14 protein-coding genes and 1 other RNA gene are annotated in these 14,822 nt (G+C 70.2%); 6 read left to right on the top strand and 9 right to left on the bottom strand.

Annotation, left to right across the window (positions count from 1 at the left end):
• Positions 1-58 precede the first annotated feature (58 nt).
• Together rnpB and ligA are read right to left on the bottom strand one after the other, a co-directional pair.
• An RNA gene (rnpB, locus tag ABS772_RS16740) (RNase P RNA component class A) lies at positions 59-464 on the bottom strand.
• 54 nt (positions 465-518) lie between these two features.
• Positions 519-2,966, bottom strand: a complete 2,448-nt coding sequence (ligA, locus tag ABS772_RS16735) for an NAD-dependent DNA ligase LigA (protein ID WP_350395938.1) — start codon at positions 2,964-2,966, stop codon at positions 519-521.
• Between the two features lie 131 nt (positions 2,967-3,097).
• Here ligA and ABS772_RS16730 point away from each other — a divergent pair, with 131 nt between their 5' ends.
• The 3 genes from ABS772_RS16730 to ABS772_RS16720 all read left to right on the top strand — a co-directional run bounded on the left by ABS772_RS16730 (position 3,098) and on the right by ABS772_RS16720 (position 5,118).
• Positions 3,098-3,418, top strand: coding sequence for a hypothetical protein (locus ABS772_RS16730; protein ID WP_350395937.1), 321 nt, complete (start codon positions 3,098-3,100; stop codon positions 3,416-3,418).
• 43 nt (positions 3,419-3,461) lie between these two features.
• Complete coding sequence (locus tag ABS772_RS16725; RefSeq protein ID WP_350395936.1) at positions 3,462-4,028, top strand: Uma2 family endonuclease; 567 nt, start codon at positions 3,462-3,464, stop codon at positions 4,026-4,028.
• 76 nt (positions 4,029-4,104) lie between these two features.
• Complete coding sequence (locus tag ABS772_RS16720; protein ID WP_350395935.1) at positions 4,105-5,118, top strand: adenosine kinase; 1,014 nt, start codon at positions 4,105-4,107, stop codon at positions 5,116-5,118.
• Between the two features lie 153 nt (positions 5,119-5,271).
• On the opposite strand, the gene ABS772_RS16715 is transcribed toward ABS772_RS16720, so the two are convergent.
• Entirely contained in the window at positions 5,272-5,694 is a 423-nt protein-coding gene (locus ABS772_RS16715) for an FKBP-type peptidyl-prolyl cis-trans isomerase (RefSeq protein WP_350395934.1), read from the bottom strand.
• A gap of 74 nt (positions 5,695-5,768) precedes the next feature.
• Positions 5,769-6,236, bottom strand: a complete 468-nt coding sequence (locus ABS772_RS16710) for a hypothetical protein (RefSeq protein WP_350395933.1) — start codon at positions 6,234-6,236, stop codon at positions 5,769-5,771.
• Positions 6,237-6,592: 356 nt separating this feature from the next.
• On the opposite strand from ABS772_RS16710, the gene ABS772_RS16705 reads away from it, so the two are divergent.
• Together ABS772_RS16705 and ABS772_RS16700 are read left to right on the top strand one after the other, a co-directional pair.
• Positions 6,593-7,822: a CaiB/BaiF CoA transferase family protein gene (locus tag ABS772_RS16705; RefSeq protein WP_350395932.1), complete on the top strand. Its 1,230-nt coding sequence runs from the start codon at positions 6,593-6,595 to the stop codon at positions 7,820-7,822.
• Positions 7,823-7,836: 14 nt separating this feature from the next.
• Positions 7,837-8,682, top strand: a complete 846-nt coding sequence (locus ABS772_RS16700; protein ID WP_350395931.1) for an enoyl-CoA hydratase — start codon at positions 7,837-7,839, stop codon at positions 8,680-8,682.
• Here ABS772_RS16700 and ABS772_RS16695 read toward each other — a convergent pair.
• The gene (locus ABS772_RS16695; protein WP_350395930.1) at positions 8,669-9,370 is read right to left on the bottom strand and encodes a GntR family transcriptional regulator; all 702 of its coding nucleotides are present in this window, start codon (positions 9,368-9,370) and stop codon (positions 8,669-8,671) included. The two genes, ABS772_RS16700 and ABS772_RS16695, sit on opposite strands and share 14 nt — an antisense overlap.
• 249 nt (positions 9,371-9,619) lie before the next feature.
• Between ABS772_RS16695 and ABS772_RS16690 the strand changes: the two genes are divergently transcribed.
• Positions 9,620-10,666 (top strand): threonine aldolase family protein, encoded by a 1,047-nt coding sequence (locus tag ABS772_RS16690; RefSeq protein ID WP_350395929.1) that lies wholly within the window; start codon positions 9,620-9,622, stop codon positions 10,664-10,666.
• 289 nt (positions 10,667-10,955) lie between these two features.
• On the opposite strand, the gene ABS772_RS16685 is transcribed toward ABS772_RS16690, so the two are convergent.
• The 4 genes from ABS772_RS16685 to ABS772_RS16670 form a co-directional block, all read right to left on the bottom strand.
• Positions 10,956-11,501: a DUF4142 domain-containing protein gene (locus ABS772_RS16685; RefSeq protein WP_350395928.1), complete on the bottom strand. Its 546-nt coding sequence runs from the start codon at positions 11,499-11,501 to the stop codon at positions 10,956-10,958.
• A gap of 84 nt (positions 11,502-11,585) precedes the next feature.
• The gene (locus tag ABS772_RS16680; RefSeq protein ID WP_350395927.1) at positions 11,586-12,713 is read right to left on the bottom strand and encodes a carboxylate-amine ligase; all 1,128 of its coding nucleotides are present in this window, start codon (positions 12,711-12,713) and stop codon (positions 11,586-11,588) included.
• Positions 12,714-12,781: 68 nt separating this feature from the next.
• Complete coding sequence (locus ABS772_RS16675) at positions 12,782-13,153, bottom strand: hypothetical protein (protein WP_350395926.1); 372 nt, start codon at positions 13,151-13,153, stop codon at positions 12,782-12,784.
• The gene (locus tag ABS772_RS16670) at positions 13,150-14,805 is read right to left on the bottom strand and encodes a S10 family peptidase (protein WP_350395925.1); all 1,656 of its coding nucleotides are present in this window, start codon (positions 14,803-14,805) and stop codon (positions 13,150-13,152) included. The genes ABS772_RS16675 and ABS772_RS16670 overlap by 4 nt, the downstream gene beginning before the upstream one ends.
• Positions 14,806-14,822: the final 17 nt, after the last annotated feature.

Here is a 14,822-nt window from a genome sequence, read left to right as displayed (position 1 = left end):
GCGATCGGACGGCTCTTCGCCGCGCCGACGATGGAATGCACTCTTCGCGAAGATCGGGTGGATCAGCCGGCCTGTAAGCCGGGTTCTGTAGGGCCCGTGAGATGAACCTACGGACGTGGCAGCCATTCCTCTGGGACGGCCGTTGCCGGCCGCCTCGAGCAACCAACCCGGGCGACGAGCCTGGAGAGCGGGCCTGCCCTCCCCTCGCGGAGAGGAGCGTGTCGCCCCTATTCGGTCTTGCTCCCGGTGGGGTTTGCCGTGCCGTCCGCGTTGCCGCGTCCGCGGTGCGCTCTTACCGCACCCTTTCACCCTGACCTTACGGAGGACGAGCCTCGGTAAGGCGGTCTGCTCTCTGTGGCACTGTCCCTGGGGTCGCCCCCGCCGGAGGTTATCCGGCACCGCCTCTCCATGGAGCCCGGACTTTCCTCCCCGTCTGACGACGGAGCGGCCGCCCGGCCGGCTGATCCGGCGCCCCGCTTGCGCCGCGGGGGGCGCGGGGTCAAGGCTCGATGGCGAATTTAGGACTCCGCCAGCATCTCCAGCCACGCGTCCTCCGAGACCACCCTCACCCCGTGGCGCTCGGCGTCCTTGAGCTTCGAGCCGGCGCCGGGTCCGGCGACCACGAGGTCGGTCTTGGCCGAGACGGAGCCGGAGACCTTGGCGCCCAGGCGCTCGGCGGTGGCCTTGGCCTCGCTGCGGGTCATCTTCTCGAGGGTGCCGGTGAAGACGACGGTCTTGCCGGAAAAAGCCGCCGCCGAGGAGGTCGGGGCCGCGAGCGGCTCGGTTTTGACCTCTTCGAGCAGCGCCCGCACCGCCGCGTCGTTGTGCGGTTCGGAGAAGAACTGGATCAGCGAATCCGTTGCGACGGGCCCGATCTCGCCGTCGTCGGCGAAGAGCCGGTAGGCGTCGCCGGGCCGCTGCGAGGCGGCCCGCTCCAGCGCCGCATCCGTTTCCGCCTCGCTGCCGTAATGGGCGAGCACCGCCTCGCGCTGCGAGGGCGTGAGCCGGCCGCGCAGGCGCGCGCCGAGGCTCTGATCCGTCATCGCCTCGCCGGGCAGTGGGTCGAGGGTCTCGAACAGCCGGTCGCGGGTGCCGGGGCCGATCCGCGGGAGCGCCGAGAGTTCGAGCCAGTCGCGGCCCGCCTGCTCCTTGGTCGCTGCCGCGAGCGCCGCCATCAGCGCGTCCATATCCGGAAACCGCTTCGCGAGCGCCTTGGCCGTCGACTCGCCGATTTGCGGGATGCCGAGGGCGAACAGGAAGCGGTTGAGCGGGATTGTCCGGCGCGCGTCGAGCGAGGCGAGGAGGTTCTTGATCGCCTTGTCCTCCTCCTCGCCCTTCTTCTTGGTCGGCTTCTTCGGCGCCGCCTCGCCCTCCGCGCGGCGCTGGGCCGAGAGGGCCTCGCGCCGGGCGACGATCGCCGCCTTCAGCGGCTCGAATTGAAGGCGGAACAGGTCGGCGGGCTGCTTCACGAGGCCGGCCTCGAACAGCACCTCGATATAGGTCTGACCAAAGCCTTCGAGGTCGAAGCCGTTGCGCGAGACGAAGTGCTTCAGCCGCTCCACCCCTTGCGCCGGGCAGATCAGGCCGCCGGTGCAGCGGCGGATCGCGTCGAGCTTCTTGGTGCGCGGGTTGAGTTCGCGCACCGCCCGGCTGCCGCAGGCCGGGCAGGTCTCGGGGAAGACGTACGGCACGGCCTCAGGCGGGCGCTTGTCGAGCACCACGTCCATCACCTTGGGGATCACGTCGCCCGCGCGCACCACGATCACGGTGTCGCCGACGCGGATGTCCCGGCCCTCGCGGATCGGCTCGCCGTCGGCGCCGACGCCCTGGACGTAGCCCTCGTTGTGCAGTGTCGCGTTCGAGACCACGACGCCGCCGACGGTGACGGGCTTGAGGCGCGCCAGCGGGTTTAGCGAGCCGGTGCGGCCGACATTGATGTCGATGGCGAGGAGTTCGGTGATCGCCTCCTGCGCCGCGAACTTGTGCGCCAGCGCCCAGCGGGGCGCCCGGCTGACGAAGCCGAGCCGCCGCTGGAAGCCGAGGTCATCGACCTTGTAGACGACGCCGTCGATGTCGTAGCCGAGCCCGGCCCGCTCCGCCTCGATGGCGCGGTAATGCGCGAGCATCTCCTGCGGCGAGCGGCACAGCTTGGTCCGCGGATTGACCGGCAGGCACCATCCCCGGAACCGCTCCAGCACCGCCGATTGCGTGTCGGTGAAGGGCTCCGATACCTCGCCCCAGGCATAGGCGAAGAAGCGCAGGGGCCGCGAGGCGGTGATCGCCGGATCGAGCTGGCGCAGCGAGCCGGCGGCGGCGTTGCGCGGATTGGCGAAGAGCGGCTTGCCCGCCGCCTCCTGGCGCGCGTTGATGTCGGCGAAGTCCTGGTGCGACAGGTAGATCTCGCCGCGCACCTCCAGCACGTCCGGAAAACCCTCGTCGGAGAGCGTTTCCGGGATGTCGTCCACGGTCCTGGCGTTGGCGGTGACGTTCTCGCCGACCTCGCCGTCGCCGCGCGTCGCCGCCGTGACGAGCTTTCCTCCCTCGTAGCGCAGCGACAGCGACAGCCCGTCGATCTTCGGCTCGGCGGTGAAGGCGACCGGCTCCTCCGCCGTCAGATTGAGGAAGCGGCGCACCCGGGCGACGAATTCCTCCACATCCTCGTCGGCGAAGGCGTTGCCAAGCGACAGCATCGGCACCGCGTGCCGGACCTTGGCGAATTTTTCCGTCGGCTTGGCGCCGACGCCCGCGCTCGCCTCGGTGGTGCCGGTCAAAGCGGGAAAGCGCGCCTCGATCGCCTCCAGCTCCCGGCGCAGGGCGTCGTACTCGGCATCCGACAGCTCGGGCGCGTCCTCGTTGTAGTAGAGGTGGTTCGCCCGCTCGATGTCCCGCGACAGCGCGGCGTGGCGCGCCTGGGCGGCGTCCTCGCTGAGGGTTTCGACGGCGGTGGAATCTTGCGTGCGCGGCATGCGCGGCCTTTTACCCGATCGAACGCGACGGAGCGTTAACGCTGGGCCGTGTCGTCGCTGTGCCGTGCCCACCCCATTCCCGCCACAACTCGACGGACACAAGCGTGGCGGCAACGGCTTGGGGACGGATCATGGCAGGACGCATCATCACGGCGCTGGCGCTCGCCGGCCTCGCAGGACCGGCCATCGCCGCCCCCTGCACCCCGCCGACGCCCCCGCCGGCGGAGGCGCGGCCGGAGAAGCCGAAGCTTCCCGAAAAGCCTGCCTGCCTCGACAAGAAGGAGGGCTGCCCCGGCTGGGAAGCCTACAGCTACAACGACGCGATCAAGGCCTACAACGCCCAGGCCCAGGCTTTCCAGCCGATCGCAGGAGCTTACGTCCAGAAGCTCAACGCCTACGTGAAGGCGAGTTCAGATTATGCGCAGTGCGAGGTGAAGGCGCTGCAGCAGTAGCCGCGTCTTCGCGGGCATCGGCAATGATGATAAGTTTGAGTCTATGAGCGCGCAGCCCAGGACCGGGCCGACGGCCCGCATGACCGTCGACGAGTTTCTGGCCTGGACTGAAGGTCAGCCGGGCCGGCATGAACTCCTCAATGGCGAAGTTTTCGCCATGTCGCCCCAGCGGGCGGTTCATGCTCGCGTCAAGTATCGGGTTCATCGCGCTCTCGACCGAGCGATTTTAGCGGCTGGTGTCCCCTGCGAGATGTTTCCGGACGGAATGGTCGTTCGCGTGGATGCCGAGACGTCGTTCGAACCGGATGCGCTCGTGCGGTGCGGTGACCGTCTCGCGGACAGCGCCGTCGAGGCCGACGCCCCGGTGATCGTGATCGAGGTCGTCTCGCCGAGCACGCGGCACATCGACACCGGCGCCAAGCTCATGGGCTACTTCCAATTGTCGAGCGTGCAGCACTACCTCATCCTCGACACCGAGCGGCGCACGGTGATTCACCATCGCCGCAGCACGGGCGACCTGATCGAGACCCGCATCGCCGCCTCCGGCGATCTCTCGCTCGATCCGCCCGGCCTCACGCTCGCCGTGGCGGCCCTGTTCGCGGAGCCCTGACGCCCCCCTTGCTTGACGCTTGCCGAACGGGGTGCGACAGGCCCGGCCCATCTGTCACGCGAGACCGGACGGCCCGATGTCCCAATCCCTCGACCTTCTTGTCCTCGGCAACGCCATCGTCGATCTCATCGCCCATGCCGAGGAGGCGTTCCTCGTCGAGCAGGGCGTGGCGAAGGGCGCGATGCAGCTCATCGACGAGCCGCGGGCCGAGAACCTCTTCGAGGTCATGGGGCCGGCGACCGTCGTCTCCGGCGGCTCGGGCGCCAACACCGCCGTCGGCGCGGCGCTTCTCGGCGCCAAGACCGGCTTCGTCGGCAAGGTGCACGAGGATGAGCTCGGCCGGCTGTTCAGCCACGACCTGAAGGCGACCGGCGTGCGCTTCGACGTGCCGCCGGCGACCGAGGGGCCGGCGACCGCCCGCTGCTTCATCCTGGTGACGCCCGACGGCGAGCGCACCATGAACACCTATCTCGGCGCCTGCCAGGGCCTCTCCCCCGACGACGTGGACGAGGCCACCGTCCGCTCGGCCCGCGTCACCTATCTCGAAGGCTATCTGTGGGATCCGCCCGCCGCCAAGGACGCGTTCCGCAAGGCGGTGAAGGTCGCGCATTCTGCCGGCAACGCCGTCGCGCTGACCCTGTCGGACGCCTTCTGCGTCGGCCGCTACCGCGAGGAGTTCCTCGAACTCATCCGCAACGGCAGCATCGACATCCTGTTCGCCAATATCGGCGAGCTGCAGAGCCTCTACCAGACCGACGATCCGGACGCCGCGGTCGCGGCCCTGCGCGAGGAACGGGGCGTGAAGGGGACGCACCTGCTCGGCCTCGTGACCCGCTCGGCGCAAGGCGCGCTGGTGGTGCGCGGCGGCGAGGTGCGGGCGGTGGACGCCTTCCCGGCGCGCGAGGTGGTCGACACCACGGGCGCCGGCGACCTGTTCGCGGCGGGCTTCCTGGCCGGCTACACCCGCGGCATCGACTACGTGGCCTCGGCCCGTCTCGGTGCGCTCGCGGCGGCCGAGGTCATCGAGCATATCGGCGCCCGGCCGCAGCGGGATCTCCTGGCGCTCGCCCGCGAGCACCGGCTCATCTGAAGCCGTCCGCGGATGCGATCCGGCGCCCGCGCGGGCGCCGGACTCGGAGCATCGTCCCGAAAGGTGGTTGCCGGCTTTCGGAAAAAGATGATGCGAAAACAAGGATCTGGAACCTCGTCCTGGATATCGGATCCAGGACGAGGTTCTAGGCGATCAGCGCGAGCCGATCAGCTCCACGTCGAAGATCAGCGTGGCGTTGGGCGGGATCACGCCGCCGGCGCCGCGGGCGCCGTAGCCGAGCGCCGGCGGGATCGTCAGGATGCGGCGGCCGCCGGCCTTCATCGTCGCCACGCCCTCGTCCCAGCCGCGGATCACCTGACCGGCGCCGATGGTGAAGGAGAAGGGCTGGCCGCGGTCACGCGAGGAGTCGAACTTCTTGCCCCGCTTGCCGCCGCCCTCGTCGAGCCAGCCGGTGTAGTGGACGGTGACCTGCTGGCCGGTCTTCGGCTCGGGGCCGGTTCCGACCACCTCGTCGGTGTAGCTGAGGCCCGAGGGCAGCGTCACGGGCTGGGCGGCGGATGCGGCACTGGTCATGGCGAGGACGATGGCTCCGGCGATGGGAAGGATCGAGCGCATGAATTCTGTCTCGGATCTCGGCACGTCGTCGCTGACGACGGGGCACGCGGGTTAGCACGCCCCGGGAACGAAGCCTAATAGCGGGCGCTGAGCGCGGCGCGCTCCGTCGCCGGGCAGGCGCCGGCCTGCGGGCCGACGACGAGGTCGCCCTGGCGCGGGTTGTTGAGGGCGAGCGGGCCCGTCTCCTTGCGGCCGGTGAAGCCGCCGCCGAGCTGCTCCTCGAAGAAGCCGTCGCCGAAGCGGATGTAGCAGCGGTCGATCACCGCCACCGTGTCGTAGCTCGCCCGGAAGGCGGCCTGCTCCGGCAGGGCTCCGGGTCCGCAGGTCAGGGCCACGTCGATGCGCCCGGACTGGTAGTAGTTGATCGTCTGCGAGCGGCCCGGCCGCACCGCGACCCAGGGTCCGCCGTCGCGGCTGACGAGGGCGACGTAGCCGGACTTGTTGACGATGCGGCGGGCGCAGGACGCGTCCGCGGGGGCGATGCCCGCCGCCGTCACGGCAAGCGCCGCCACCAGTCCGAGTGCCGTGCTCAACCCGCGCATCGATCCCTCCGCTCGCCAAGATCCGCCCGCGAGAACCGTCGAGGAACAATCCGCGACGGCCACGCTTACGCCGACAACCGGGAGCGCGCCCGCACGTTCCATCGTGCATCGGATACGCCCCACGCCTCGGAACCGGCCGAGACGATCGCATTCAAAATTGGTTGCCTATCCGGCCGGACGGCCCGTAAAACGGATTCAAAATGCGAGTGCGCGCGAACGAGGCCGGTCTCCGCCGGACCGCCGCCGCGAAGCGCTCGCCGCGAAGGGAGATTCGTCCGATGGATCGGTGGCAGGCATCCGATGGGCCGTTCGACGTGCCGTCCGCGTACCGGCCCGCTGCGGAGCATGGCTAGGCCATGACGGAGGCGCGAAAGTCCGGTCCGCTGGCCGGGGTGAAGGTGGTCGAACTCGCCCACATCATGGCCGGGCCGGTCTGCGGGCTGATGCTCGGCGACATGGGTGCCGAGGTCATCAAGGTCGAGAAGATCGAGGGCGGCGACGACACCCGCCGCTCGGTCCCGCCCGCGATCGAGGGCGAGAGCGCGGCCTACATGATGATGAACCGCGGCAAGCGCGGCATCGCCCTCGACCTCAAGAGCGCGCAGGGCAAGGCGATCCTGCGCCGCCTGCTCGCCGACGCGGACGTGCTGATCGAGAACTACCGCGCCGGCACGATGGAGCGCCTCGGCCTCGGCTACGAGGTGCTCCGGCAGGAGTTTCCCGGGCTGATCTATTGCTCGCTCTCGGGCTTCGGCCGTTCGGGTCCCTACGCCGAGCGGGCGGGGTTCGACCTCGTGGCGCAGGGGATGAGCGGGCTGATGAGCATCACCGGCGAGGGGCCGGGCCGGCCGCCGATGAAGTGCGGACCGCCGGTCACCGACATCACCGCCGGGATCCTGGCGGCGATGGGCGTGCTCGCCGCCCATGTCCACAAGCTGAGGACCGGCGAGGGGCAGGTGGTCGATACCTCGCTGTTCGAGGCCGGCATCACCCTCACCTACTGGCAATCGGCCATCGCCATGGCCACCGGCGTCGCCCCAGGGCCGATGGGCTCGGCCCATCCGCTCAACGCTCCCTACGAGGCGTTCGAGACGGCGGACGGCTGGATCACCATCGGCGCCGCCAACCAGACCAACTGGCTGCGCCTGCTCGCGGTGCTCGGTGCCGAGGCTCTCGCCGAAGACCCGCGCTTCGCGGCCAACCGCGACCGCATGGCGAACCGCGCGGCCCTGGCCGCGGCGCTGGCCCCGCCTTTCCGCACCGCATCCTCGGCCGACTGGCTCGCGCGGCTGGAGGCCGGCGGCGTGCCGGCCGGCCCCGTCCTCGACGTGCTCGCCATGCAGGCCGACCCGCAGGCGCGCGCCCGCGAGATGGTGGTCGAGGTCGAGCATCCCCGCGCCGGGCGGATGAGCACGCTCGGCCTGCCGGTCAAGTTCTCGGCGACGCCGGGGCGGGTGCACGGGCCGGCGCCGCTGCTGGGCGAACACAGCCGCGCCATCCTGACCCAGGCCGGCTATGACGGGGCGGCGATCGACGATCTCATCGCCCGAGGCGTCGTGCGCGAGACGACGGCCCGAGACGCTTGACGAGGAACCGCCCCATGAGTGCCGACAGTGCCGACGCCCGTGCTGAAGCCGAGACCGCTCCGACCGACGAACTGCTCTTCGCGGTGGACGCGGCGGGCATCGCCCGCATCACCCTGAACCGGCCGAAGGCGCGCAACGCGCTCACCTTCGCCATGTATCGCGGGCTGGTCGAGCTGTGCGAGCGGATCGAGGCCGATCCTGCGATCAAGGCCGTGATCATCACCGGTGCGGGCGACAAGGCGTTCGCGGCGGGCACCGACATCGCCCAGTTCCGCAGCTTCACGAAGCCCGAGGACGCGCTCGGCTACGAGCGCTTCATGGACCGGGTGCTCGGGGGCCTGGAGCGGCTTCGGGTGCCGACCATCGCGGCGATCGCCGGGGCCTGCACCGGCGGCGGCGCGGCGATCGCCGCCGCCTGCGACATGCGCATCGCCAGCCGCGACGCCCGGTTCGGCTTCCCCATCGCCCGCACCCTCGGCAACTGCCTCTCGCAGAACACGTTGAGGCGGCTCGCGAACCTCATCGGCGGTCCGCGGGTGAAGGACATCCTGTTCACCGCCCGCCTCGTCGAGGCCGACGAGGCTCTTGCCATCGGTCTCGTCAACGAGGTGGCCGAGGATGCCGCCGCCGTCGCGGCCCGCGCCGAGGCGCTCGCCGCCCTGCTCGCGACCCACGCGCCGCTCACCCTCCGGGCGACCAAGGAGGGCCTGCGCCGCATCGCCGAGGAGGGCGCCACGGAGGCCGCCGAGGGCGAGCGGCCCGGCGACGACCTGATCCTGATGACCTACATGAGCGAGGATTTTCGCGAGGGGATGGAAGCCTTCCTCGGAAAGCGCCCGCCGAACTTCAAGGGGCGGTGAGGCGCGCTCCTCCGTCTTCCTCCTCGCCGTACATCGCCGCGATGACCGGTTTCTTCGAGCGGATGTGCCGGCGCATCAGCGCGGCGAGGCCGTCGCCGTCGCGGGCGCGCAGCAGCACGACCATCTGCTCGTGCTCCTCCACCGCCTGCGCCCACTGCGCCTCGGTCTGGTGGGCGCTGTAGCGGGAGCGCTGGATCCGGCCGGTCAGGCCGAGATAGAGGCTGCGCAGCTTGGCGTTGCGGCTCGCCAGCATGATGGCCTCGTGGATCTCGCGGTTGAGGCGGAAGTAGTTCGCCTCGTCGCGGGCCTGCCACGCCGCCACCATCTCCCGGTGCATCGCCTCGACCGTGCCCAGCTCGTCCTCGGAGATCGACCGGCAGGCGAGCTCGCAGGCGGTCGCCTCCAGCCCGGCGACGACCTCGATCATCTCCTCGAGTTCGGTGCGCGAGATGCTCGCGACGCGGGCGCCGCGGTTGGGCAGCAGCTCCAGCAGCCCTTCCGTCGCGAGGATCTTGATCGCCTCGCGCAGGGGCGTGCGTGAGATCCCGAACCGTTCGGTCAGCTCGCTCTCGTTGACGCGCGCCCGCGGTTCCAGCTCGCCCTCGTTGATCAATTCGCGCATCCGGTCCGCCACCTCATCGTGAAGGTAGCGGCGGCTGATCCCGATACTGGGCTCAATTCTATTCATCGAGCTCTCAAAGAATTTTACATGCGATTTTTCGCGTCTCAATTCCTAGACTTGCTGCTACCGCCTGTCGAGATACGTAGCCGTTCCCAGCTTCGTGAGTTCCGTGGAAAGTGCTGCGCCTCCGGAGACGATCGTCGATCGGGGACCCGGCCGGCTTGCAGCCGATTGAATTTTTCATGCATTCATGGGCCGGGCTGCGAGGGCTGCCACGGGCCGGCGGGCCGAGACCCAGCAAAGAATGGACGCGCCATGATCGACCTGTTCAGCGACACCCAGACGCGTCCGACGCCGGGCATGCGCGAGGCGATGGCGCGGGCCGAGGTCGGCGACGAGCAGTCGAACTCCGATCCGACCACCAACGCCCTGTGCGAGCGCGTCGCCGCGATGATGGGCCAGGAGGCGGCCGTGTTCATGCCGTCGGGCACGATGTGCAACCTCGCCTCGATCCTGGTGCATTGCCGGGCGGGCGACGAGATCATCGTCGATGACCAGTCCCATATCTACAACACGGAGGCCGCGGGCGCGGCCGCGATCGGCGGCGTCTCGGTGAAGGCGCTCCCGACCCGGGTCGGGCTGTTCACCCTCGCCCAGGTCGAGGCGGCGATCCGGGTTCCGCAGCGCACGGCCCCGCGCTCGCGGCTGGTCTCGATCGAGCAGACGACGAGCTTTTCCGGCGGAACGGTCTGGGACATCGGCGAGATGCGCCTGATCCGGGATTATGCCCAGGCCCGCGGCCTGAAGGCGCATATCGACGGGGCGCGCCTGCTCAACGCGGTGGTCGCCACCGGCCTCTCGGCGGCGGAATACGCGGCCGGCTTCGACAGCGCCTGGATCGATCTCAGCAAGGGCCTCGGCTGCCCGGTCGGGGCGGTCCTCGCCGGAACGCGGGATTTCGTCGAGCAGGCGTGGCAGTGGAAGTACCGGCTCGGCGGCGCCATGCGCCAGTCGGGCGTGCTGGCGGCGGCGGGGCTCTACGCCCTCGACCACCACATGACGCAGCTCGCCGAGGACAACGCCAATGCGGGCCACCTGCATCGGTCGATCGCCGACGTGCCGGGCCTCGCCTTCGACCCGACCGCAGGGCAGTCGAACATCCTGTGCTTCACGGTGGAAGGCCTGGGCATCACCGCCTCGACCTTCGCCGCCGCCTGCCTGGAGGAGGATGTCCGCGTCCGGGCGATCGGAACGCACCAGATCCGCGCGACCGCCAATCTCGACGTGGACCGCGCCGGCATCGACCGGGCCGCCGAAGTGATCCGCGCGAAGGCGGCGGCGTTCTCGGCAAAGGTTGGGTGAGAGAATAACGCCGGCCTCGGTGCTTGCCTAAGGGAGGTTTGAGGCCGCGCCATCGCTCCTCATGCTGAGGCGCCGAGCGCCAGCTCGGCCTCGAAGCACGCCGGAACGGTCGATCCCATGGCACAGGCCCGCGGGAGAAGCGTCGCGGCGTGCTTCGAGGCTGCTACCGCAGCACCTCAGCAAGAGGAGACTTCAGGCTGCCAGAATGGGCAGGTCGAACAATCTCCCAGAGGACTGATTGCGGAACGGGCGGCGCTCACCGAGGAACGCCGCCCCAAAACACAAAAAACTACTTCTTGCTGTCGAGGTCCTGAGCCATCTTCAGGTGCTCGTCGAGATGCGGCTTGGTCTTGATGGCGAAGGCCTTGAGCGCCGCGTTGTCGCCGCCGTCGGCGTAGCGCTTGTAGAGGTCGGTGGCGTTCTTGTGCGCCGTCACCTGATCGTCGTGATACTGCTTGGTGAAGTCCTCGCCGCTCAGGCTCTTGAGCTTGTCGAGCTTGCTCTGATGGCTCGAATCCAGGGCGGTCGGCAGGGTGAGCTTCATGTCGCCGGTCTGGACCACGGATTTCAGCTCGTCCGAGGTCTTCTTGTGGTCCTCGATCATCTTCTTGGCGTAGGCCTTGGTCTTCTCGTCCGACTTCTCCAGGGCGAGCTTGCTCGACTGATCCTCGAACATGTCGCTGATCACGGCCTGCGTGACGAAGTCCTGGGACGAGGGGGCGACGCCGATCAGCGAATTCACGCCGGTCTTCTCGCCGACCGACTGGGCATGGGCCGGCATCCCCGCCGCGCCCAGCAGGAGCAGGCAGGCGGCGGCGGTGATTGGCGTTCTCATGGAAGTCTCCTCAAGGCGGAATCGTACCTCTCGGAGCAACCGGAGCGGGCGGCCGATGTTCCTGGGCGGGCCGGCGGCGCCCCGTCACGCGTCGCAGTTCGCCGTCTCGCGGGCGAGCCAGTCGATGACGCAGGAGAGCGCCTTGCGCTCGCTGCCGCCAGCGGCGAGCGACGCCTCGTAGGCGCGGATCTGGCCGTCGGCGCTGGAGCCGCACTCGGCGATGGTGAGGGCGTGGGCGACCTGGGCGGCGCAGCCCAGAGCCGCGGCGTCCTCCGCGACAAGATCGACCAGGCGGCCGACGAGGTGGCGCATCGGCACCGCCTCCTCCTTCGCCTCGTCGATCAGGGCGGCGTGGATCCCGTCGCGCTGCGCCCGCCACAGGTTCTCCATCACGAAGCCGCGCGAGGCGCCCGTCGGCGTCTCGTTCAGCTCGGGCCGGCGCACGCAGAGCCGCACGAGGCAGCGGTAGAGCGCGGCGACGGCCAGCGTGTCCTTGAGCCGGGTGCAGCTGTCGGCGACCCGCAATTCGAGGGTCGGGTAGCGGACCGACGGGCGGATATGCCACCAGAAGTAGGTCGCGTCCTCGACAGCGCCGGCCCGCGTCATCACCCGAACGTAGCGCTCGAAATCGTCCCGGCCGTCGAACAGTTCGGGCAGGCCGGTGCGCGGCAGCTCGGCATAGGCCCGCAGGCGGTAGCCGGCCAGCCCGGTGCGGTGGCGCTCGTAGAAGGGCGAGGAGGTGGACAGCGCCAGCAGCACCGGCAGGAACGGCATCAGCCGGTTGATCAGGGCGATGCGCTGGTCCGGATCGGGCACCTCGACATGGACGTGCAGGCCGCTGACGATGGAGCGCCGCCCCACCATCTGCAGCGTCTCGATCATCTTGCGGTAGCGGACCTTGGCGGTCTCGCGCTGGTCGGTCCAGATCGCGGTCGGATGGGTGCCGGCGGCGAAGACCTTCAGGCCGTGCTCGCGGCCGATGGCGCACAGTCCGGTGCGGAGCTTGGCCAGCGCCTCGTGGGTCTCCGCGAAGCTCGCCGAGGGGTTGGAGCTGATCTCGGTCTGGCTCTCCAGCATCTCGCGCTCGACGCCGTCCAGCCGGCTCCGCGCCGCCTTGTGGAAGGCCGAGACCGACTCGCGCGGGGCGGCCCGAGTGCGGCTGCTCGCCAGGAACAGCTCCTCCTCGATGCCGAACCGGTATTCGTGTGCCATCGCGCGCCTCGCCTGTCCGGCCTGACCGGCCGGGATGGAAGCAAGCGCGAGCCCAATCGATCCGCGCGTTAACGAACGATGCGATCGAGGCGGTTGTTCACGAAGAAATACAGCTCCTTGGCACCGGGCTCGGTGTAGAGCACCTGCACCTCGCGGCCGGCCCGGCCCTCGCCGACCAGCACGTCGGTGGGCGGCCGGCCCTTCAGGCGCACGAGATCGCACTCGCCGATCCCGGTCGCGATCGCGGTGGCCGTCGCCGGCGCCGCTCCGGTGCAGGCGCCGTTCCCGTCGAGCACCGGGCCGAGCGAAGCGGCCGGCGCCGCCGGGACGGCGGGCAGCACCGCGCTCGGCGGAGGGGGCGGCTGGATCGGGTCGCGGCGCTCCGCGCCGGTGCAGCCCGCCAGCAGGAGGGCGGGCAGGATGGCCAGTACACGTCTCAAGGCGTCGGTCTCTTCTCCGGCACGGTGTCGCCCGATGCGTTCGCGCCCTTCGCGCTGCCGTCGGAGCGGGTTTCCAGCGCTCGGGCGAACAGGTCGGCGGCGTCGTCGTGGAAGGCGTTGCGCGAGTCCGGCCGCGTGTAGAACATGTGGCCGCCGGGATAAACCGCGAGCTTGAGCCGGTCGGCCGAGCCGTAGACCGGCATCTGGTCGAGGAGCAGCTTCGAGGTGAAGTAGGGCGTCACGAGATCGGTGAAGCCGTGGACGACGAGCACCCGCACCCGGCCGTCGAGCGCCAGCACGTCCTTGAGGGCCCCCATGGCCTCCGGCGCCGAGCGGCCCGTGCCCCAGTTCCAGCCGCGGTTGACCGCGCCGTTGAGCAGTTCGTAGCGCATGTTCTCGACGCGCCAGTTCAGGCGGCCCTGGTAGAGCTGCACCATGGCGGTGGTCAGCGGCGCCTGCAGCGCGTCGAGCACCGGGTCCTCGAAGCCGGATTGCGGGGCGGTCGGATCCGGGTCCCAGCCGGTCACGCCGGTGTCGTAGGCCGAGGCGACCCGGCCGGCGTCGCGGCCGACCTCGCGCTGGTAGCTGTGGGTGGTGAGCCGCCCGGCCTGACGCCGCACGGTCTCCGGATCGAGGCCGGTCAGCGCCGCGACCCTCTCCGAGAGCCGCGCCACGGCCTCCCGGTCGGACGGGCCCTTCAGGAGGTCGGTCAGATAGGGGCCGGCGGCGTAGGCCTCGGCCTCCTTCATGAGCTCACGGCTCGGCGGCGTGCCCGCCCGTTCCAGGGCGGCGGCGGCGAACGAGGGCAGCTTGGTCACGAACCCCCACGGCGTGGTGCGCGAGGGCTGCAGCCACGCGAAGTCGAGCACGGGGGAGAGGAGCACGAGGCCCGAGAGGCCGACGCCCACATCCTGCTGCAGCTTCTGCGCGATCAGCGGCCCACGGAAGCCGCCGTAGCTCTCGCCGACGAAGAATTTCGGCGAGGCGAGGCGGTCGTTCTGGCGCAGGTAACGGGCGATCGCCGCGGCCAGCACCGAGGCGTCGGCATCGACGCTCCAGTACTTCTTGCCGTCGCCGTCCGCGGCCCGGCTGTAGCCGGTGCCGACGGGATCGATGAAGACGAGATCGGTGAAGTCGAGCCAGGTCGCCGGGTTCGGCTGGAGCGCGATCGTCTGCGACGGGCTGATCGAGGCGCCGTCGGTCGGCAGGCGCCAGGGGCCGATCGCGCCGATATTGAGATAGGCCGAGGCCGCGCCCGGCCCGCCATTGACCCCGAAGGTGATCGGCCGGGCGGCGGCCTCCTCCGGCTTGCCCGCCTTGGAGTAGGCGATGAAGGCGATCTCGGACTGGAGCTTGCCCTCCTCGTCGACCAAGGCGAGGCTGCCGGCGGTGGCGGTGAAGGCGAGCGTGCGCCCGTTCGGCAGGCCGACGCTGTGCTCGGTGGTGGCGTCCGGCGGCAGGCGCCGCCCTTCCGGCGCCTTGCGCGGCTGGGCCTGCCCCCGTCCCTGCGCCTGACTCGGTCCCTCGCCCTGCGAAGGGCCGTGCTGGGCGAGCGCCGGCAGCGGTCCAAGCCCGACGGCGAGGGAGAGGAGGCCGGCGAGGCAGAGCCGGGCCGTCGCGGTCCGGGATGGGTGAGGCAAGGGTTGCGTCATCGGTCTCTCGGGATCCT

It is taken from the genome of Methylorubrum podarium (assembly GCF_040270385.1).
Taxonomy (GTDB): domain Bacteria; phylum Pseudomonadota; class Alphaproteobacteria; order Rhizobiales; family Beijerinckiaceae; genus Methylobacterium; species Methylobacterium podarium.
Note: the sequence above shows the minus strand (reverse complement) of the source record. Positions and strands in the feature narration are given on the sequence as shown.

Bases quoted from the DNA above. Each gene is read 5' to 3' on its own strand.
- ligA (WP_350395938.1), bottom strand. From the start codon at position 2,966: ATGCCGCGCACGCAAGATTCCACCGCCGTCGAAACCCTCAGCGAGGAC.
- ABS772_RS16730 (WP_350395937.1), top strand. From the start codon at position 3,098: ATGGCAGGACGCATCATCACGGCGCTGGCGCTCGCCGGCCTCGCAGGA.
- ABS772_RS16725 (WP_350395936.1), top strand. From the start codon at position 3,462: ATGAGCGCGCAGCCCAGGACCGGGCCGACGGCCCGCATGACCGTCGAC.
- ABS772_RS16720 (WP_350395935.1), top strand. From the start codon at position 4,105: ATGTCCCAATCCCTCGACCTTCTTGTCCTCGGCAACGCCATCGTCGAT.
- ABS772_RS16715 (WP_350395934.1), bottom strand. From the start codon at position 5,694: ATGCGCTCGATCCTTCCCATCGCCGGAGCCATCGTCCTCGCCATGACC.
- ABS772_RS16710 (WP_350395933.1), bottom strand. From the start codon at position 6,236: ATGCGCGGGTTGAGCACGGCACTCGGACTGGTGGCGGCGCTTGCCGTG.
- ABS772_RS16705 (WP_350395932.1), top strand. From the start codon at position 6,593: ATGACGGAGGCGCGAAAGTCCGGTCCGCTGGCCGGGGTGAAGGTGGTC.
- ABS772_RS16700 (WP_350395931.1), top strand. From the start codon at position 7,837: ATGAGTGCCGACAGTGCCGACGCCCGTGCTGAAGCCGAGACCGCTCCG.
- ABS772_RS16695 (WP_350395930.1), bottom strand. From the start codon at position 9,370: ATGAATAGAATTGAGCCCAGTATCGGGATCAGCCGCCGCTACCTTCAC.
- ABS772_RS16690 (WP_350395929.1), top strand. From the start codon at position 9,620: ATGATCGACCTGTTCAGCGACACCCAGACGCGTCCGACGCCGGGCATG.
- ABS772_RS16685 (WP_350395928.1), bottom strand. From the start codon at position 11,501: ATGAGAACGCCAATCACCGCCGCCGCCTGCCTGCTCCTGCTGGGCGCG.
- ABS772_RS16680 (WP_350395927.1), bottom strand. From the start codon at position 12,713: ATGGCACACGAATACCGGTTCGGCATCGAGGAGGAGCTGTTCCTGGCG.
- ABS772_RS16670 (WP_350395925.1), bottom strand. From the start codon at position 14,805: ATGACGCAACCCTTGCCTCACCCATCCCGGACCGCGACGGCCCGGCTC.